Source organism: Tumebacillus amylolyticus (assembly GCF_016722965.1).
Taxonomy (GTDB): domain Bacteria; phylum Bacillota; class Bacilli; order Tumebacillales; family Tumebacillaceae; genus Tumebacillus; species Tumebacillus amylolyticus.
Map to the genome: position 1 here is coordinate 197,088 of NZ_JAEQNB010000006.1, position 17,044 is coordinate 214,131.

Annotated in this window: 21 protein-coding genes; 11 read left to right on the forward strand and 10 right to left on the reverse strand. The window is 54.9% G+C overall.

Annotated features, from left to right (window positions below):
- Positions 1 to 185 precede the first annotated feature (185 nt).
- From murC to JJB07_RS18675, 4 genes are all read right to left on the reverse strand, one after another.
- Positions 186 to 1,556 (reverse strand): UDP-N-acetylmuramate--L-alanine ligase, encoded by a 1,371-nt coding sequence (gene murC, locus JJB07_RS18660; RefSeq protein WP_201637586.1) that lies wholly within the window; start codon positions 1,554 to 1,556, stop codon positions 186 to 188.
- A gap of 62 nt (positions 1,557 to 1,618) precedes the next feature.
- Positions 1,619 to 1,876: a hypothetical protein gene (locus JJB07_RS18665; protein WP_201637587.1), complete on the reverse strand. Its 258-nt coding sequence runs from the start codon at positions 1,874 to 1,876 to the stop codon at positions 1,619 to 1,621.
- Between the two features lie 69 nt (positions 1,877 to 1,945).
- Positions 1,946 to 2,458: a DUF456 domain-containing protein gene (locus tag JJB07_RS18670; RefSeq protein WP_201637588.1), complete on the reverse strand. Its 513-nt coding sequence runs from the start codon at positions 2,456 to 2,458 to the stop codon at positions 1,946 to 1,948.
- 175 nt (positions 2,459 to 2,633) lie between these two features.
- Positions 2,634 to 3,986 carry an Nramp family divalent metal transporter gene (locus JJB07_RS18675; RefSeq protein WP_201637589.1) on the reverse strand — a complete coding sequence of 451 codons (1,353 nt, stop codon included), beginning with the start codon at positions 3,984 to 3,986 and terminating at the stop codon, positions 2,634 to 2,636.
- Positions 3,987 to 4,290: 304 nt separating this feature from the next.
- Here JJB07_RS18675 and JJB07_RS18680 point away from each other — a divergent pair, with 304 nt between their 5' ends.
- The 5 genes from JJB07_RS18680 (at position 4,291) to JJB07_RS18700 (ending at position 9,458) form a co-directional block, all read left to right on the forward strand.
- On the forward strand, positions 4,291 to 4,824 hold the full coding sequence (locus tag JJB07_RS18680) for a hypothetical protein (protein WP_201637590.1): 534 nt from the start codon (positions 4,291 to 4,293) through the stop codon (positions 4,822 to 4,824).
- Positions 4,825 to 4,855: 31 nt separating this feature from the next.
- Positions 4,856 to 5,614 (forward strand): SDR family NAD(P)-dependent oxidoreductase, encoded by a 759-nt coding sequence (locus JJB07_RS18685; protein ID WP_201637591.1) that lies wholly within the window; start codon positions 4,856 to 4,858, stop codon positions 5,612 to 5,614.
- A gap of 156 nt (positions 5,615 to 5,770) precedes the next feature.
- The gene (locus JJB07_RS18690; RefSeq protein ID WP_347338371.1) at positions 5,771 to 7,018 is read left to right on the forward strand and encodes an MFS transporter; all 1,248 of its coding nucleotides are present in this window, start codon (positions 5,771 to 5,773) and stop codon (positions 7,016 to 7,018) included.
- Positions 7,019 to 7,137: 119 nt separating this feature from the next.
- Complete coding sequence (locus tag JJB07_RS18695; protein WP_201637592.1) at positions 7,138 to 8,145, forward strand: sugar phosphate nucleotidyltransferase; 1,008 nt, start codon at positions 7,138 to 7,140, stop codon at positions 8,143 to 8,145.
- On the forward strand, positions 8,142 to 9,458 hold the full coding sequence (locus JJB07_RS18700; RefSeq protein WP_201637593.1) for a UDP-glucose dehydrogenase family protein: 1,317 nt from the start codon (positions 8,142 to 8,144) through the stop codon (positions 9,456 to 9,458). The genes JJB07_RS18695 and JJB07_RS18700 overlap by 4 nt, the downstream gene beginning before the upstream one ends.
- A 46-nt stretch (positions 9,459 to 9,504) precedes the next feature.
- On the opposite strand, the gene JJB07_RS18705 is transcribed toward JJB07_RS18700, so the two are convergent.
- From JJB07_RS18705 to JJB07_RS18715, 3 genes are read right to left on the reverse strand one after another with little or no spacing between them, the layout of a single operon-like run.
- Positions 9,505 to 10,458 carry an NAD-dependent epimerase/dehydratase family protein gene (locus JJB07_RS18705; RefSeq protein ID WP_201637594.1) on the reverse strand — a complete coding sequence of 318 codons (954 nt, stop codon included), beginning with the start codon at positions 10,456 to 10,458 and terminating at the stop codon, positions 9,505 to 9,507.
- A complete protein-coding gene (locus tag JJB07_RS18710) occupies positions 10,455 to 11,582 on the reverse strand; it encodes a glycosyltransferase family 4 protein (RefSeq protein ID WP_201637595.1) in 1,128 nt (375 codons plus the stop codon). Before JJB07_RS18710 ends, JJB07_RS18705 begins: the two co-directional genes overlap by 4 nt.
- 1 nt (position 11,583) lies before the next feature.
- The gene (locus JJB07_RS18715; RefSeq protein WP_201637596.1) at positions 11,584 to 13,185 is read right to left on the reverse strand and encodes a CotS family spore coat protein; all 1,602 of its coding nucleotides are present in this window, start codon (positions 13,183 to 13,185) and stop codon (positions 11,584 to 11,586) included.
- 307 nt (positions 13,186 to 13,492) lie between these two features.
- On the opposite strand from JJB07_RS18715, the gene JJB07_RS18720 reads away from it, so the two are divergent.
- The gene (locus tag JJB07_RS18720; RefSeq protein ID WP_201637597.1) at positions 13,493 to 13,633 is read left to right on the forward strand and encodes an FDLD family class I lanthipeptide; all 141 of its coding nucleotides are present in this window, start codon (positions 13,493 to 13,495) and stop codon (positions 13,631 to 13,633) included.
- Between the two features lie 62 nt (positions 13,634 to 13,695).
- Here JJB07_RS18720 and JJB07_RS18725 read toward each other — a convergent pair whose 3' ends face one another.
- A complete protein-coding gene (locus JJB07_RS18725) occupies positions 13,696 to 13,902 on the reverse strand; it encodes a DUF4309 domain-containing protein (protein ID WP_201637598.1) in 207 nt (68 codons plus the stop codon).
- A 301-nt stretch (positions 13,903 to 14,203) separates the two neighbouring features.
- Between JJB07_RS18725 and JJB07_RS18730 the strand changes: the two genes are divergently transcribed.
- Positions 14,204 to 14,344: an FDLD family class I lanthipeptide gene (locus tag JJB07_RS18730; protein ID WP_201637599.1), complete on the forward strand. Its 141-nt coding sequence runs from the start codon at positions 14,204 to 14,206 to the stop codon at positions 14,342 to 14,344.
- Positions 14,345 to 14,403: 59 nt separating this feature from the next.
- On the opposite strand, the gene JJB07_RS18735 is transcribed toward JJB07_RS18730, so the two are convergent.
- Positions 14,404 to 15,198, reverse strand: coding sequence for a DUF4309 domain-containing protein (locus tag JJB07_RS18735; RefSeq protein WP_201637600.1), 795 nt, complete (start codon positions 15,196 to 15,198; stop codon positions 14,404 to 14,406).
- Positions 15,195 to 15,689 carry an RNA polymerase sigma factor gene (locus JJB07_RS18740; protein ID WP_201637601.1) on the reverse strand — a complete coding sequence of 165 codons (495 nt, stop codon included), beginning with the start codon at positions 15,687 to 15,689 and terminating at the stop codon, positions 15,195 to 15,197. The genes JJB07_RS18735 and JJB07_RS18740 overlap by 4 nt, the downstream gene beginning before the upstream one ends.
- Positions 15,690 to 16,247: 558 nt before the next feature.
- On the opposite strand from JJB07_RS18740, the gene JJB07_RS18745 reads away from it, so the two are divergent.
- The 4 genes from JJB07_RS18745 (at position 16,248) to JJB07_RS18760 (ending at position 17,018) form a co-directional block, all read left to right on the forward strand.
- Positions 16,248 to 16,379: an FDLD family class I lanthipeptide gene (locus JJB07_RS18745; protein ID WP_201637602.1), complete on the forward strand. Its 132-nt coding sequence runs from the start codon at positions 16,248 to 16,250 to the stop codon at positions 16,377 to 16,379.
- A gap of 98 nt (positions 16,380 to 16,477) precedes the next feature.
- Positions 16,478 to 16,615, forward strand: a complete 138-nt coding sequence (locus JJB07_RS18750; RefSeq protein ID WP_201637603.1) for an FDLD family class I lanthipeptide — start codon at positions 16,478 to 16,480, stop codon at positions 16,613 to 16,615.
- Positions 16,616 to 16,683: 68 nt separating this feature from the next.
- A complete protein-coding gene (locus tag JJB07_RS24540) occupies positions 16,684 to 16,803 on the forward strand; it encodes an FDLD family class I lanthipeptide (protein WP_201637604.1) in 120 nt (39 codons plus the stop codon).
- 89 nt (positions 16,804 to 16,892) lie between these two features.
- Positions 16,893 to 17,018 (forward strand): FDLD family class I lanthipeptide, encoded by a 126-nt coding sequence (locus JJB07_RS18760; RefSeq protein WP_201637605.1) that lies wholly within the window; start codon positions 16,893 to 16,895, stop codon positions 17,016 to 17,018.
- Positions 17,019 to 17,044: the final 26 nt, after the last annotated feature.

Genomic DNA, 17,044 nt, shown 5'->3' on the forward strand with positions numbered 1-17,044 from the left:
CAAGAACTTCTCCACCACGGGCCTTATAGAGCCCTACAGGCATAACCTTACTTTTCGCGACAAAATATCCACCACTTTCGACGCTTAAGCGCGAAACTCACCGATTATTCTCATTTCTGCGGAAATATCGGGCCCTAAAAAAAGCCACCCTGCAAGAGGGTAGCTTCTGTTCCGCATTCCGTACGTTATTCCGATTTCGACTCCAACAAGAACGTCAGCGAGTCTTCGCCGATCCCTCGCACGTTCCCGGCTCCCATGGTCAATACGATCCCTTGGTTCGTCGTCGCATACTGTTGCAGAAAGCGAGTTCCTTCTTCCAGATTATCCACGTAGGTGACCGACTTCCCGCGCTGGCGTATCGCATCGGCCAACTGTTCGGTGAGTGCATCGCCGGATTCCTGCTCCCGGGCCGAAGAGAACAGCTTCACCAACAGCACCTCATCCGACAACGTGAGCGAATCCACGAACTCCGTCAAAAACTTCCGTGTCCTTGAGACCGTATGAGGTTGGAACACGGTGATCAGCGGGTCATTCGGAAACGACGCTTTCACAGCACGGAGCGTGGTCGAGATTTCACTCGGGTGGTGGGCGTAATCGTCATACACCTCCATGCCTCCGAGACGCCCCAGGTAATCAAAGCGGCGATAAACGCCTTGGAACTGACTTAGCGACGACTGCACATCTTGGAAATCCAAGTTGAGGTAGCGAGCGATCGCAATCGTCGCCAGCGCGTTCAGCACGTTGTGGCGACCGAGCGAGCGAAACTGCACGCTTCCAAGCGGTGTGCTGCCTTCCCAGACGTCGAAGCACAACACCCCGCGCGATTCGTTGATGTTCGTCGCGTAGAGGTCATTGCTGGAATCCAAACCGAAATACACAATTTTTGCATCCGTTTCTAATTGCCGGCAGCGAGGGTCGTCACCACACGCGACCAATACGCCGTCTTCCGGCAACTTGTCGACGAGCTGTTGGAAACAAAGGAACACATCGTCGATGTCTTGGAAATAATCCGGGTGATCGAAATCGATGTTGTTGACGACGAGCAGTTGCGGTTGGTAGTTCAGGAAGTGCCGTTTGTATTCGCAAGCCTCGGCCACCAACAATCCTTCGCCATAGCGGGCGTTGCTGCCGATGTTGTAGTTTTTGCTGCCGATCACCACCATCGGATCCAGTCCGGCGGAGGTGAGCAGGGCGCCGACCATCGAGGTGGTAGTCGTCTTGCCGTGCGTGCCGGTGATCAAGACGCTTGCACGTTCCTGCGTCAATTTTCCGAGCATTTGCGGGTAGTTGTAGACGGGGATGCCCAGTTCCTTGGCCCGTTTGATCTCGACGTGCTGGTCATTGTAAGCAGGGGAATGACAGACGAGATCCACGCTCTCAACGTTCTCCGGAGAGGGTGATGCGATATATGTGATGCCCGCTTGAGAGAGCAGTTCGTCGGTGAAAAACACTTCCTGACTATCCGAACCGGATACCTGGTACCCCATCCGAGCGTACAATTGCGCCAACGCGCTCGTTCCAGCCCCTTTGATCCCGACAAAATGAATTTTCTTCATGGCTCGCACCCTTTCAGATGGGATTGGTGTTAACAGTGTACGCAACACGCCCAATCATGGTGTCAGTCCTCATCGGGAGTTGCAAGTTGGTCGGGGGAAGGGTGGTAGACCTGCTCGATAAACGATTGCCGTTCCGATTCCGAGCGCAGCAGTTTTTTGAGATAGGAGGTTTCGCCCAATTGCAGGCGCGCATGGTAGTTGCGCTCCAAGGCATTTTTGAACCGGTCGTTATGCATCAACGAATCCCACCACGGGGTTCGATGGAGTTCTTCGGAAAGGTTGCGATGGTCAAGTGCATCGCGATAGAAGTCCATGTTCATAACAAAAACCCTCCTTTTCTTGGTACTATACCCAATACTCAGGAGGGTCAACCGTGGTGAAGACTTTTTTTAGAAGATCGCAATGTAGAACCAGACGATCTGAATGCCGACGAGCAAAATCTTGAAGACAGTACCGGCCAAGAAACTCAACAGCGAACCCCAGCCTACCTTCATCACTTCATTGGTCTTGCGGCGCATCAGCATCTCACCGATCATCGCGCCGATGACAGCACCCAGCAACGGCCCGAAGATCACCGCCAGCGGCCCCAGCGGGGAGATCACGAACGGGAGGATAAACATCCCAAGCGACCCCCCGATCATCCCAGCCTTGCTGCCGCCCATCTTCTTGATCCCGAAGATCTGGGCCACGTTGTCCGAAATGAAGTTCACGACGATCAACACGCTCTGACCGATCCAGAACACAACGGAGAAGTCATCCCATCCCGACATCCACCCGAAGATCAGAAACGCCGGAATCGTAAAAATGGTCCCGGGAATGATCGGAACCACGGTGAAGAACAGCGCCGCAAACAGCAACAACGACGAAATGATAAGTCCTCCGGTAAAAAGTGCGTAATCCAAAAACCAACACCCCTCTCTGCTACTTAGTACGAAGAAAGCCAGTCCCCGTTTCACAAGTTCCCATTTTCTTTCGCTTCCGTCCTTGGAAAGTCCTGCCTGCCAGTCATCGAAACCGTTTTCCAAACATATGAAAAAGCGAGCACTCTTGCACAGCGCTCGCTTTTTCGATCAACTGTTAACCAAACAGGGTTCCGTACAAGAGATACAGATTGAGACCGGCGATCACGATGGCCACGATCCAGGCGAGAATCTTCAACCAGAGCGGGTTGACGAACTCGCCCATTTTTTTCCGATCGCTTGTGAACTTCACCAGTGGAATGACGGCGAAGGAGAGTTGCAGCGACAGGATCACTTGACTGAGGATCAGGAGTTCGCCCGTGCCTTTTTCCCCGTACAGCGCAGTGACGATGATCGCGGGGACGATGGCGACAACTCGCGTGATCAAGCGGCGCAACCAAGCTTTGATCCGTATGTTCAAGAAACCTTCCATGACGATTTGGCCTGCCAGGGTGCCCGTCAACGTCGAGTTCTGCCCGGAAGCAAGCAACGCCACACCGAACAAAATGCTGGCTGCCGTCGTGCCAAGCAATGGAGAGAGCAGGCGATAGGCGTCCTGAATCTCCGCAACGTCGGTGTTGCCGGTCGTGTGAAAGCTCGAGGCGGCGAGGATCAGAATCGCCGCGTTGATGAAGAGGGCGAACAGCAGGGCAATCGTCGAGTCCCATGTGCTGTACCGGATCGCTTCTTTTTTGCCGAGTGCCGTCTCTTCAAAGCGGCGAGTTTGCACGATCGACGAGTGCAGGTAGAGGTTGTGCGGCATAACGGTCGCCCCGAGGATTCCGATGGCAATGTAGAGCATCGCCGGGTTGCTGACGATCTCCGCTGTCGGCAGGAAGCCCGCGGCTACACCGCCCAGATCCGGTTTGGAGAGGAACAGTTCAATTCCGAAGCAACCTCCGATCACCACGATCAACGCGATGACCATCGCTTCAATGTAGCGAAAGCCTTTGTTCTGCAACAGCAGGACGAGCAGCACGTCAACCGATGTCAACACGATGCCCCAGAGCAGCGGCAACCCGAACAGCAAGTTGAGTGCAATCGCCGAACCGATCAACTCCGCGAGGTCACAAGCCGCAATCGCCAATTCGCACAGAAACCAGAGGCACATCGAGACGGGGCGGGAGTAGGCATCCCGGCACGCCTGTGCCAAGTCACGACCTGTGACGATGCCAAGCTTTCCGGCCAACGCTTGCAGCAGAATCGCCATCAGATTGGAAATCATAATCACAAACAAAAGCGTATACCCGAACTTCGATCCCCCCGCCAAGTCGGTCGCCCAGTTTCCGGGGTCCATATACCCAACCGCGACCAAGTACCCGGGGCCGAGAAACGCCATAAACTTACGAATCCACGAGCCTTTCGTGGGAACCGGCATCGAACGGTGAACTTCCTGCAAAGAGTTGCTTGATTTCTCCGAGCGCCATCCGGAGTCCGTCACGAGAGAGACGGGAGTGCCGCTGTCTTTCATGAGACAAACACCTCGTTTTCTTAGAAGATAGCCCAAGCTAATTTTTTTGCCCTAGGGAAACATTGTGGCAAAAAAGAAAAACCGTTGGCTCGCTATCATGGGTATGCCGGCCTTTTGGTTTTGGTGAAGATATTTTCTGCCCGCTCACATTCTTAGCCCTACACAAGTTTTTTGCCCGAAGGAAACTTTCTGAAAACAGTATATCTTTAGTTTGGTAAAATCGTCAAGTGATGTGGCACACTAAGAGGAAAGCCCTGCCAAAGAACCGAAGTAAGTAGGTGTTTTGAGGGGAGGAGATGAGCGAATGGCGAAAGACAACCGCATCGTCGAATTCGGATATGATCCGAAGATCGCGACCGATCCGGGTAAGGGAACCATCGTGGTGCTCGATGCCTTTGCCGACTGGAAGCAAGAGCAGTTGACCCAACTCGTGGAGTTCGCGGAAGTGCGCAGTTTTGCGCAGATCGTGCTGTTCCCACACCATGAGAAAACGTTAAAAACGATGGGCTGGCCCGAGGTGCCCGCCTTTCATAAACGTGTAAAAGCGCTGGATGCTCTCGTAGACGACCTGCCTTCGACGCCCGTGAAGATCGGGATCGACGTCTGGGAAGAGAAGCGCAAGAAATACACCCCTTTGGAGCTGATCGTGCGCTACTTGGAAGAGAAGTACCGTCCTCCGTTTTTCCTGTACGTTTCAGACGCCTATGCCAATTCGATGGCCGGGTTTGCGTCGTTTGACGAACTGATTCGTAAAGTACGGCTGTTGATCAACCCGCGCTACGGCGTTGGTGAGAATCCGAAACTTACGAAAGTCCAACACCGCTGGGAACACGTCTAACGTCTACTCTAGAAAGAAGGTCGAACCTCTCATGCAAGCAAAAATAGCCCTCATCACCGGAGCCGGACGCGGGATCGGACACGGCGTTGCACATACCTACGCAGCCTCGGGGTACACCGTGGTCGTCGTCGATGTAGAGGGGGAGATGGCGGAGAAGACAATTTCCGAAATTCAAGCGGCGTACCCCGAAGTTGGCGCCAACTCGATGGCTGCTCAAGTCGATGTGCGGCGTCCGGAGGAGATCGCCGCCCTTTTTCAACAGGTCGGAGAACGGTACGGACGGCTCGATGTGTTGATCAACAACGCCGGGATTTCGCGCTGGAAGTCGCCCTATGACTTGAGAGTGGAGGAGTGGGACGATGTTCTGAACACCAACTTGCGCAGTTCGTTTCTCTGCGCTCGTGAAGCGGCCCGTCTCATGAAGGAACAGGGAAGCGGGGGCAAGATCATCAACATGGCTTCGACGCGTGCTCTCCAATCGGAGCCGAACACCGAAGCGTACGCTGCGTCAAAAGGCGGCCTGCTCGCGCTCACGCACGCATTGGCCGTTTCACTTGGCCCCGATCGTATCCACGTCAACTGCATCTCGCCGGGCTGGATTCAGACCACCGACTACGATCAATTGCGGCCCGAAGACCACACCCAACACCCATCCGGACGTGTCGGGACACCTGAAGACATCGGGCGCGCCTGCCTGTTCCTAACCGATGAACGCAATGACTTCATCACCGGCGTCAACTTGGTCGTGGACGGCGGGATGACGCGAAAGATGATCTATCTGGAAGACTAGGCAACTTCCGCAAATCTACATAACATATATTATGGAACCTTGTGCCTGTTTGACAATTTTGTGAAAGCCACTACAGACAGAACCCCTCCCGATGCGCGATAATCGTAGCAATAGGAGGTTTTTTTTCTGCGAAAACTTCATTACGGCTGGGTGGTCGTGGCGGTTACGTTCTTGGCGCTGTTGATCGCGGCCGGAGTACGTTCGACGCCCGGCGTGTTGTTGATGCCGTTGGAGTCGGAGTTTGGCTGGGATCGCACGACGACCTCTGTGGCCTTATCAATTAATTTGGTTCTGTACGGACTGACAGGTCCGTTTGTCGCCGCCATCATGGATCGCTACGGCATTCGGCGCATCATGGTGATCGCGCTGTGCCTCTTGGTTTCCGGGATGGCCCTCTCAAGCCTCATCCAACAATCGTGGCAGCTCAACCTGCTCTGGGGGATCGTGATCGGTCTTGGCACCGGTTCGATGGCAAACGTTCTGGGCGCGATGGTTGCAAATCGTTGGTTCGTGGAACGTCGGGGCTTGGTCGTCGGGTTGATGACCGCCAGCGGCGCAACCGGACAATTGTTGTTCCTCCCCCTGTTGGCAAATATCACCGTGTCCGCCGGGTGGCGTTCTACGGTGCTGACCGTCGCATGCGGCGCTCTGCTGTTGATTCCCATCGTCTTGCTATTCATGCGCAATCATCCCCGCGATGTCGGTCTGACCCCGTATGGAGCGTCCGTTGAAGGGGAGGGGTCCACTGTAGCTACAACTCCTGCTTCCGGCGGTCCATCCGGCAATTTGCTGCTCGCTCCGCTTCGCGTGCTGGTGACGGCGGCAAAACGGCCGGCGTTTTGGCTGTTGGCCGGGACGTTTTTCTTTTGCGGGTTCACGACGAACGGGTTGATTGGGACGCACATGATCTCTGCCTGTCTTGAGCACGGCATCCCCGAAGTGCAAGCGGCCGGGATGTTGGCGTTCATGGGCGTGTTCGACCTCGTCGGCACCACGCTTTCCGGCTGGCTGTCGGATCGCTGGGACAATCGCTGGTTGTTGTTCTGGTACTACGCTCTGCGCGGCTTGTCGCTGATGTTCTTGCCGTATGCGCTGGATGCCAACGGAATTTCGCTGGTGATCTTCTCGGTGTTCTACGGCCTCGATTGGATCGCAACCGTTCCTCCCACCGTTCGCTTGACTGCCGATATCTTCGGCAAAGAGAACGTCGGCATGGTCTTCGGCTGGATTTCCGCTTCCCACCAACTCGGAGCTGCTACGGCGGCGTACGGAGCGGGGCTGTTGCACACCTTGTTCAACGACTATGTGGTCGCGTTCCTCGTCGCCGGCGGCACGGGGGTGCTCGCGGCATTTTTGGCACTCGCCATTCGCACGACGAAAACCGCGAAGAAGAGACCCGTTTGAGGGGTCTCTTCTTTTTTTTAACATTTTGTGTGCAAGACCCCTTGATCCGCCCTGCCAGAAACGGCGGCATTTGATTATACATAGAGAAATAGATCAGTTTAATGGAGAGTGGAAGTCTTATGAAAGGTGTGATTCTCTGCGCAGGATCAGGATCGCGCATTCGCCCCTTTTCGCTTACGCTTCCCAAGCCGCTGTTGCCGGTGCTCAATCGACCCTTGTTGGAGCATGCCATGATTGCCTTGCAAGCGATTGGCATCGAAGAGATCGCAATCGTGATCAACCCGTCGCAACAAGCTGAGTTTGAGCATGTGAACGCGAAGATCCTGTACCAAGAAAAGCCGCTTGGCATCGCCAACGCCGTCTCAAAAGCCGCGACCTTCGTCGGCTCCGATTCCTTCGTGTTGTTGCTCGGTGACAATCTGATCCTCGAACCGCTGAACTCCTTGGTACAAGCGGCTCATGGGAAGTCCGGAGCTGTGCTCCTCCAGGAAGTGGAAACCCCGCAAGACTACGGCATCGCCAAGTTGGTGAACGGTCGTCTCGTCAAACTCGTCGAGAAACCGCGAGTGCCGGAGGGGAACCTCGCCGTCGTGGGGGCGTACTTGTTCGATCCCTCGATTTTTCAAGCAGTACAGGCCATTTCACCCTCCGCACGCGGGGAATATGAGATCACCGACGCGATGCAATGGTTGATCGAGCAAGGCCGTGACATCGGGTACGCCGTCTCCGGCAACCCGTGCTTCGACGTCGGAACGATTGAACGGTGGCTGTCTGCCAACCGCTATCTGTTGCAACAGAACGCCGGACAAGTACAACTTGGCAACGGCGTTCAACTGGATCGCTGCACGCTCGTGCCTCCCGTGTTGATCGGAGACCATTGCGTCCTCCAAGACGCAGTCATCGGCCCGAACGTCTCGATCCAAAACGGCTCCCATCTCAAAAAATGCACCGTTCGCGACTCCATCTTGCTCGAACATGTCACCCTCCTCGACGCGGAATTCACCCACAGCATCCTCGGTCGCCACGCCGACATCTCCGGTACAGGTGGAAAAAGCGCCGCCACACGCGGCTATCTCGGGGATTTCTCCAAGCTCGTGCTGGGACAAGAGGGGAGTGACCCGCGATGAAGATCACCGTCGTCGGAACCGGTTATGTCGGCACCACCACCACGGTCGCCCTCGCCATGTCGGGCCACACCGTCTGCGGCGTGGATGTTGACCCCGTCAAAGTTCAAGCGTTACAAAACGGACACCTCCCGATCTTCGAGGAGGGGTTGCAGGATGCGTTGCGTCAGGAACTGGCAAGAGGTCGCTTGACTTTCACCTGCGACCTTGGGCAAGTGATTCTCGACAGTGACGTCGTCCTGCTTGCCGTCGGCACCCCGCCTGACGCAGACGGTTCGGCCGATCTCACCGCTCTGGAAGCCGTTGCACGACAGCTCGGACGACTCTTCCAGCCAAATCCGAATCAAACAGGACCCATCGTCGCCGTCAAAAGCACCGTCCCCGTCGGAACGGGTGCGCGTGTACGGGGGTGGATTCAGCAGGAACTCACTCTGCGCGGCGTTCACGTCCCGTTTGAAATGGCATCGAATCCGGAATTCCTGCGCGAAGGCCGCGCGCTGCACGATGCTCTGCACCCGGACCGCGTGGTGATCGGAGCGGACACGCCAAGAGCGGCACAGCTCATGGAAAGCGTCTATCTCCCGCTCGGTGCTCCGCAATTGGTCACCTCCATTCGAGACGCCGAGATGATCAAGTACGCGAGCAACGCGTTTTTGGCGACGAAAATCTCGTTCATGAACGAGTTGGCCCGTCTCTGTGAGCGGGTGGGAGCCAACATCCAACAAGTTGCACACGGCATGGGTTGGGATGCTCGCATCAACCCGCACTTCCTGCAAGCGGGCATCGGCTACGGGGGGTCTTGCTTCCCCAAGGACGTACAAGCGCTCCAAGCGTTGGCTTCGCAATCCGGACTGTCACTGCAAATCTTGCAAGCGGTCGAATCGGTGAACCGCTCCCAGCCGGGTTGGTTCCTGCAAAAAGTCAAAAGCGTCCTCGGACCGCTCCACGGACTCCAGATCACCGTCCTCGGCCTGACGTTCAAGCCGGGAACAGACGACATCCGCGAATCGCCGGCCATCCCGATCCTCAAGCATTTGGAGGAACAAGGCGCGCACCTCACCGCCTATGACCCCAAAGGCATGGCCGCGATGAAGCAGCGATTCCCGAGCGTGTTGTACGCGTCAAACCTGCCTGAAGCTCTGCGTGATGCAGATGCTGTGTTGTTGCTGACCGAATGGAAGGAAGTCGTCGACCATGACTGGGCATCGTCTTGCAAAGAGCTGCGCCAACCGTTCGTATTCGACGGGCGCAACGTGCTGAATGCCGAACTCATGCACCAATGGGGATACAGCTACTACGGGGTGGCCCGCCACTAAAAAAAGACCTCAGACTCGCAGGAGCCTGAGGTCTTTTTTGCTGTCATCAGAGGTTGTAAAGCCTTTTCACATCGTCGATCTGCAACCGCAGGCCATGTTCAACGTCGAACTGAGGATTGTAGTGCAAGAGAGCCTGTGCTTTTCCGATATCGGCGAACGTGTGTTTCGGATCGCCCGGCACTTCCGGCAACCAGAGGAGGTTCGCTTGTTTCCCGGTGGCTTTCTCGATCAGACGCACGACTTCGAGGACGCTCAGGTGGGAGACACCGCCGATGTTGAACGCCTCACCCTGAACGGGAGACAGCATGGCGGCGATGTTCGCGTCGACACAGTCTTTAATGAAGGTAAAGTCCCGCGTCTGCCCGCCGTCTCCGAAGATTGTGAGCGGCTGGCCTTCCAAGATGCGCTTGATGAAGATGTGAAACGCCATATCCGGCCGCTGCCTCGGGCCAAACACCGTGAAGTAGCGCATCGCGACGATGGGGATGCCATAGTGGTGACCGTACAGGAGACACAACTGCTCGCCTGAAAGTTTGGTCACGCCATACGGGGAAAGCGGCGTCGGGACACGGAATTCGTCCGCAGGGCCGGTCATGCCGCCGTAGACGGAAGACGAGGAGGCGTAGACGACTTTTTCCACATGGGTATGACGACGCAGGGCTTCAAGCAAGCCCTGCGTCGCCAAAATGTTGTGGTCCACATATTCTTGAAAATGAGCGCCCCAGGAGGTGCGTACGCCGGGAAGTGCTGCGAGATGGAAGACATAGTTCACCTTGTCCAGCAGGAGGTCCCTGTCGGTGTGCAACAGATGTTGTTCCAAAAAAGTGAATCTGGGATGCAGCCGCAGTCCCAGGAGGTTGCGCTCCTTGATCCAACGGCTGTAGTTGTTGGTGAAGCAGTCGATTCCGATCACCTCGTATCCGTCTGCCAAGAGACGCTCCGAGAGGGTCGAGCCGATGAATCCCGCACAGCCGGTGACGAGGACACTCTTCGTGCTCATCCTGACCAGACTCCCAAGATGTCGCGCACAACGCGCTCCCAACCATAGTTCTGGTCGGCGAGTGAACGGCCGTGCTTGCCAAACGCTTGGCGTTTCGAAGGGTCTGCCAAGAGAGACGAAATCGCAGTGGCAAACGCGGCCGGGTCTTCCGGACGGTCCACGACGACCCCGTTTCGACCGTCGATTACTTCCGGGTTGCCGCCTCGGAGCGTCGTGACGATCGGCAATTCCGCCGCCATCGCTTCATAATGCACGCGGGCGAGCGGCTCTTGCCATTGCGAAGGGCAGACGAACACGTCACCGGCCCAGAACCATTTGTGAACTTCTGCGGGAGAGACGAAACCGGTTGTGACGACAGGGATCGGAGACCGAGCGGCGAGGGCACGCACGTAGGCGACATAGTCGGAGATGTTGTCATCGCTGTACCAGCGGCTGCCGACCATGACGAGAGCGGCGTCCGGATGTTTGGCGGCGATGTGGGGGAGGGAGCGGAGGAGAATGTCCGCTCCTTTTTTCGGAGAGAGTCGTCCGACGAAGAGGATGACTTTTTTTCCGGTCAGGCCGTGAGCTTCGCGCAGTTCTTTGCGTGCTTGTTGGGCTTGGGCGTTGACCCTGTAGCGGGCAAGGTCGACGCCGGAGTAGATCGTTTTGAGTTTGGGAGCGGCTTCCGGATAGAGGTCTGTAATCGCACGGCCGACATAGTTGCTGACCGTCACGATGCGCTCGACGTCTTGGATCGCTTGGGTGGCTTCCTCCGGTGTGATCTTGTTGGGCAGGAACATGTCGTTGTGCATGCTGAGGACGATCCGGGCGTTCGGGGCTGCTTGGCGGACGGCGTGTACCATCAGCGGGCGGTTGAAGATGTGGATCAGATCAAAGTGTTTGCCTTGGAGATAGGAGACGACGCCTTGACGGTAGAGTTCGAAGTGACCGCCGGGTACACGGTCGTATTGGATTCCGTGCTGAATTTCATGGTCGGGCAAAAGCGGGTCGGTGCGCCCGAGGATGGTCAGGTTATGTGCGCGTCCCAGTTGCGGGGAGACCCCTGCGATATAGGTCTGAATCGCCCCGCCGCGCACAGGCGGTACGGGGAGTTTTTCCGTGACGATGAGCAGGACTTTCATGTTACTTTTTCCCCTTTCCATTGAGCGCCTTCATGAGCAAGGAAAAACTGATCATCGTCGAGGCGAGCGAGTTTTTCTTCGCCAGAGCACGCTCCGCCGTTTCCGGCATGATCCCCATGTCGACGAGAATTTGCTTGGTTTCATCTTTGGAGAGCAAGTTGGACGGGGAACTCAACGAAGCGAACAATTGTTCGGAATTGAGTTTCTCAAGTTTTTGCAGCGCGTTGGGAGCGGGCGACGGTGCGGTCTTGGGATCGGGTTTTTTGGAGGGTTCTTTTTGCGATTTTTTGTCGGGCTTTTTATCAGACTTTTTCTCGGGCTTTTGTTTGGGTTTGCGGTCCGCGATCTCCCCGACCTTCGGAGCGGGGGAGGAGGGTTCAGTGGAAACCGGAGGCGTGACGGGGCTTTGCGGTTGGTACCAAGCCGAGTTGAACGCCGCGACCATTCCCGGTTGCAACGGGGCCGTCGGGCGGTTCATTCCCACAAAGACGGGGTTCGGGACATAATCGGCAGGCGGCGTTTGCAGCACGAGTCCGAGCTCTTGCAACGCGGCCCACTTCGAATCTTCCGTCTGTTCGATTTTCTGCAAAAGGGCGTCGAACTGTTCATCCATGAAGATGTGCGGCTCAAAGACCACTTCCTTGACGTTCTTGTAGAACTCGTTGGGTACGGCAAAGTCGAGCAGCATCATTTGGTAGAGTTCCGGTTCAATGGGGTTCGCCCGGTGGTAAGCGTCGATCATGCCTCTGATCCACGTCACATCCCACACGCCCATGTCATCCATCGTTCCCGAGATCAATTTGCGCAGATCGCGGAACGGCAGGTCATACGAAACGCCGTCGAGGTCGATGATCCAGAGCCCGCCGGGGCCTTCTTGACCGTTCGACCAACCGTAGTCTTGGTGGACAATCCCCCAAGCCGGCTCGCCACGCGCAATCAATTCGCGATACGGGGAATGGTGTTCGAGGTGATACAGCGCCGCGAGCGCTTGTTTCTCGTACCGGTCGATCATCGAGAGCAGCCGCGGGGCAGCCGGCATGTCATGGTACGCTTCGGCGATATGGCGGAACCACGTCATTTTGCTCCAGATCTTGTGGTAGTGTTTCGGGTAGCTGTAAAGTCGGGATGCAGTTTCGGCCCCCTGCGGCGGGACATAGCCGATCGAGTGGCGATGAAACTCTCCCAGACCATAGCAAAGCACCTCCGCACCTGCCAAATCGACCTTGGATGCCGGGGTCAAATCAATCCAATCTGTGACGATCCAGAGTTTTCCACCCGTTTCTGTGTAAAGTTGCCCCTGCAGGTTGGGGATCAGAGCGGGGACGCGTGCCCCTTGCTTCACGAGGTATTCTTGTGCGCCGACGCTGTACAAACTTCGTGCCGGGGTGCGGTGGAGAACCTTGAGGCTGCGCGGGCCTTTGTCTGTAACGATGCGCCAGATGGCACCGCCCTTGTCAGGCTTGGTTGTGATGAGTTGCATTTCGCTGACTTGCATGTCATATTGACGCATGACATGTTGGGCGATGTCGTCCAGATAAGCCGGAACTTCCGGCACAGGACCCTCTACTTCGCCCCATGGCTCTATAAGCGCAAACTCCTCCATGAGACAACACTTCCTTCTCAAGCGATATTTCCTGTACTATATGTGAAAAAAGCCTTTCCAGAAACGGACAAATTCACTAGGAGACCCGCAGTTCCAAGAAAGTCAGACCCCATTGTCCAGTCGAATGCTAAATTTATACTCAATAAAATAATTTAGGATAAAATAATTTATATTGAAATAATATTGAATTTCGATATAATTAAAGTATCGCAAAGGTTCTCAAGTGCCCTTGAGGAATCACACTCGCACCCTTTGCTTTTTCGTTCAGAATTTGTACCCAAACTAAACTTTGAGGAGGATGATGTAAATGGAACAAATGTTCGATCTCGACGTACAAGTTAACCAAAGTCAAGCTTCCACTTCCATGATGGCAGACATCAGCACTTCCTTCGGCTCCGGCACGTGCTTCTGTACGATCTCCGGCTGCTCCGTGCAAGACGCGAGCTAAATCCTTATTGGAAAAAAGAGACCCTGCCTGAAGAGGGCGGGGTCTCTTTTTTTTATAGCGTTCTATTGAGCCATGTTGTTGAGCGCGTCCTTGGGGCAGCACAGGGAGAGGTGGTCGAGAAGAGGATTCGGTTGTTCCACGATCACTTTTGGGAACACCAACTGCAACTCGAACGACTTCCCCGCTTGGTAGACGTAGATCTCTTGCTCCGGTGTGGTCGCGTCGCTGTAGGTGTTCACATGATCGGGCTTGCTAAGCACGCTCGTCACCGACTGAAAGCCCCAGCGATATTTCCTGTACAATATGTAAAAAAGCCTTTCCAGAAACGGACAAATACACGAGTAGACCCGCAGTTCCAATAAAGTCAGACCCCCATTGTCCGGTTGAATACTATTTTCATCTACAATAAAATAATTGAAAATAACATAATTCACATTGAAATCCTGTTGAATTTCGATATAATTAAAATATCGCAAAGGTTCTCAAGCGCCCTTGAGGAATCACACTCGCACCCTTTGCTTTTTCGTCCAGGATTTGTACCCAAACTAAACCTTGAGGAGGATGATTACAATGGAACAAATGTTCGATCTCGACGTACAAGTTAACCAAAGTCAAGTTTCCACTTCCATGATGGCGGAAAGCAGCACTTCCTTCGGCTCCGGCTCGTGCTTCTGCACGATCGCCAGCTGCTCCTTGCAAGACGCTATGTAATGCCTTATCGGAAAAAGAGACCCTGCCTGAAGAGGCGGGTCTCTTTTTTTCGTAGCGTTCTATTGAGCCGTGTTGTTGAGCGCGTCCTTGGGGCAGTACACGGAGATGTGGTCGAGAAGAGGGTTCGGTTGTTGCTCGGTCACTTTTGGGAACACCAGCTGCAACTCGAACGACTCGCCCGCTTGGTAGACGTAGATCTCCTGCTCCGGTGTGGTCGGGTCGCTGTAGGTGTTAATATGATCGGGCTTGCCAAGCACGCTCGTCACCGACTGAAGCTCGATCTGCTTGATCTCGGGTGCGTACGTCCGCACGTCGAAGATCTGGTTGCCTTTGTTGAAACCAAACGCGTAGTTGCGCTTCTCATAGGTTGCATACAGCCCGTGGCCGACGACATCCTGGCGATCGGGCTCGCCCCACGCTTGTTTTACTGAATCGATCAAGTCCCGGTCAGCGGCAAACGGGCAATTCCGCACCTTCCCAAGGCCCGCGAGACTCATCACTTCGCGCACGAGGTCTTGCTGGGCTTGAGCGCTCAAAGGTTGTTGCTCCACCGGAGCCGGCTTCGCCGGTTGCTCAGCGGTCGGCGCAGTGGGGGAGTGAGTTTGGAAAATAGGCAGGGAGTCGTACGCGACCACCAAGCCGATCACGGCGGCCGCGACGGTGGCGGCGCTCCAGAGGAAGCGACGACGAGTGCGGCGAGGTTGCTGTTTGGTTTCGTGGTTCATGCGGGATTCGAGAGACTGCCAAAGTTCGTGGCGGTCTTCCGCGCGCAAGTGGATCTCGCGCAGGCGACTCAGTTCGGGGATCGGCAGTTCTTCGTCGTATGGTTCGTTGTGGTTTGTCAATCGTTTCACCCTCTCTCCTCCATGAATTCGCGCAGACGTTTCAAGGCGCGGTGCAAGGTGGTGCGAACCTTGCCCTCCGTCCAACCGAGAATTCCCGCCACCTCGTTGACCGGCAAGTCCTCGATGTGCCGCAGCACGATGACCTGCCGATAGGAATCTTTCAACGCAGCGAGGCTTTCGCGCAGGACGATCATGTCGTCTTGGAAGTCGCCGGGAAGATTCTCAGAAGGGGAGGGGAGTTGGTCAAGATACTTCTCACGGGTCTTGCGCCGACGCAGGACGTCGTACATGTAGTTGCGGGCGATGCTGAGGAGCCAGGTTTTGTAGCTGGATTCGTGCCGAAAGCTCTCCCATTGTTTAAACGCCCGGAAAAACACTTCCTGCACCACGTCCTTGGCCTCTGCGTCATCATGCAGGGTGAAGAGGGCGTACCGATAGATCTCGTTGGCAAACTCATCGAAGAGGAGACGGATGCCCTCCTTGGCGGTAGTTTGTTGCATGGTGGATCATCATCCTTCGGGCAGTAGGTAGGGAATTGGACGCAGGGGGCGGCCCTTTTGTTACACTAAAAATGGATTGTCCTTACTCAATTCTAACAAAACGTAGCGATTGGCCGACGGAATACCCAAAAAAAGAGACCCTGCCACAGTGGCAAGGTCTCTTTTTCAAGTCTCGTATTTCGCAAACCGATCATTTCACGTCTGAGGAACCGCTTCTATCCATTTTAATAATTTTCAATTGCGCTACATTTCTCATTGTAATTTACGCTGTATTTTGATATGATTAAGATGTGAATGATAGATTTGAAACGACTTTATCAAACGTCACTCACAATACTCCAGAGACATACATCCTAGGATTCTCATGTAAAGGAGGTGTTTCGAATGGAGCAAATGTTTGAACTCGACGTCGTCGTCAACAAGTCTTACGTCGAAGATGTATCCCCGGGTGACTCGGGAACCGATTTGTGCTCTGGATGGGGCTGCTTCTCGAGACAATTGTCGTGTAGCGGCTGCTAAACCAAATAAAACAGATAAAAACGGAGGAGGTGGAACGTAATGGAAAAAATGTTCGAGCTCGACGTTCAAGTCAAGCACACCGTCGCCTCTAATGTAGACGCTGCAAGTTGGTCCGAGTACACGTGTTTTTGCTCGCTGATCACCAGTTGCACGCGTCAAGAGGACATGTAAGTTGGAACTGACGGCCGCCTTGTGCTTGTCGACCTGGGCAGCCTGTCCCTAACAACTGACCTAATCCTTTTGTTAAAAAAAGTAGGAGGTTGATCCAAATGGAAAACATGTTTGAACTCGACGTTCAAGTGAAGCAAAGCCAACCCACTACGATGATGCAGGATACCGGCAGCGGTAGCGGTGGCACTTGCACGTGTCTCTGCACCATTTCCGGTTGCGATTGGAGAACGTACTAAGTACATTTCGCACGAACCGGATCGTGTTTTTGCACGTATCTCTACGGTGAATAAGGAGGTTGAACACAATGGAAAAACTGTTTGATCTCGATGTTCAAGTCATGTACTGCAGCGACCTCGAGGATACGGATTCTTTGAATCTCGTCGCGGATACCGGATCGTGTTTTTGCACGTACATGTGTCCCTAACCTTGACTAGTCCCGCAATGGAGGATGGGTCCGCTGGAAAACCCATCCGTCTATCGCGTATCTGATTCCCTGAAAGGTGGTTACACAAGATGGAACAACAATTTGATCTCGATATTCAAATCAAGGAATGCTCCTATATGGTAAGCGATGAGCCCATCATTCCGACGGTCGCTACCTGCGGCAACTGCGGCACCATCAATTGCGCGAGCATTTAACGGTCTGATCCTAAGCGAGGAGGCGG

Excerpts from the sequence above, each read along its gene's own strand:
- murC (WP_201637586.1), bottom strand. The coding sequence starts at position 1,556 with ATGAAGAAAATTCATTTTGTCGGGATCAAAGGGGCTGGAACGAGCGCG.
- JJB07_RS18665 (WP_201637587.1), bottom strand. The coding sequence starts at position 1,876 with ATGAACATGGACTTCTATCGCGATGCACTTGACCATCGCAACCTTTCC.
- JJB07_RS18675 (WP_201637589.1), bottom strand. The coding sequence starts at position 3,986 with ATGAAAGACAGCGGCACTCCCGTCTCTCTCGTGACGGACTCCGGATGG.
- JJB07_RS18680 (WP_201637590.1), top strand. The coding sequence starts at position 4,291 with ATGGCGAAAGACAACCGCATCGTCGAATTCGGATATGATCCGAAGATC.
- JJB07_RS18685 (WP_201637591.1), top strand. The coding sequence starts at position 4,856 with ATGCAAGCAAAAATAGCCCTCATCACCGGAGCCGGACGCGGGATCGGA.
- JJB07_RS18695 (WP_201637592.1), top strand. The coding sequence starts at position 7,138 with ATGAAAGGTGTGATTCTCTGCGCAGGATCAGGATCGCGCATTCGCCCC.
- JJB07_RS18700 (WP_201637593.1), top strand. The coding sequence starts at position 8,142 with ATGAAGATCACCGTCGTCGGAACCGGTTATGTCGGCACCACCACCACG.
- JJB07_RS18705 (WP_201637594.1), bottom strand. The coding sequence starts at position 10,458 with ATGAGCACGAAGAGTGTCCTCGTCACCGGCTGTGCGGGATTCATCGGC.
- JJB07_RS18710 (WP_201637595.1), bottom strand. The coding sequence starts at position 11,582 with ATGAAAGTCCTGCTCATCGTCACGGAAAAACTCCCCGTACCGCCTGTG.
- JJB07_RS18715 (WP_201637596.1), bottom strand. The coding sequence starts at position 13,185 with ATGGAGGAGTTTGCGCTTATAGAGCCATGGGGCGAAGTAGAGGGTCCT.
- JJB07_RS18720 (WP_201637597.1), top strand. The coding sequence starts at position 13,493 with ATGGAACAAATGTTCGATCTCGACGTACAAGTTAACCAAAGTCAAGCT.
- JJB07_RS18730 (WP_201637599.1), top strand. The coding sequence starts at position 14,204 with ATGGAACAAATGTTCGATCTCGACGTACAAGTTAACCAAAGTCAAGTT.
- JJB07_RS18740 (WP_201637601.1), bottom strand. The coding sequence starts at position 15,689 with ATGCAACAAACTACCGCCAAGGAGGGCATCCGTCTCCTCTTCGATGAG.
- JJB07_RS18745 (WP_201637602.1), top strand. The coding sequence starts at position 16,248 with ATGGAAAAAATGTTCGAGCTCGACGTTCAAGTCAAGCACACCGTCGCC.
- JJB07_RS18750 (WP_201637603.1), top strand. The coding sequence starts at position 16,478 with ATGGAAAACATGTTTGAACTCGACGTTCAAGTGAAGCAAAGCCAACCC.
- JJB07_RS24540 (WP_201637604.1), top strand. The coding sequence starts at position 16,684 with ATGGAAAAACTGTTTGATCTCGATGTTCAAGTCATGTACTGCAGCGAC.
- JJB07_RS18760 (WP_201637605.1), top strand. The coding sequence starts at position 16,893 with ATGGAACAACAATTTGATCTCGATATTCAAATCAAGGAATGCTCCTAT.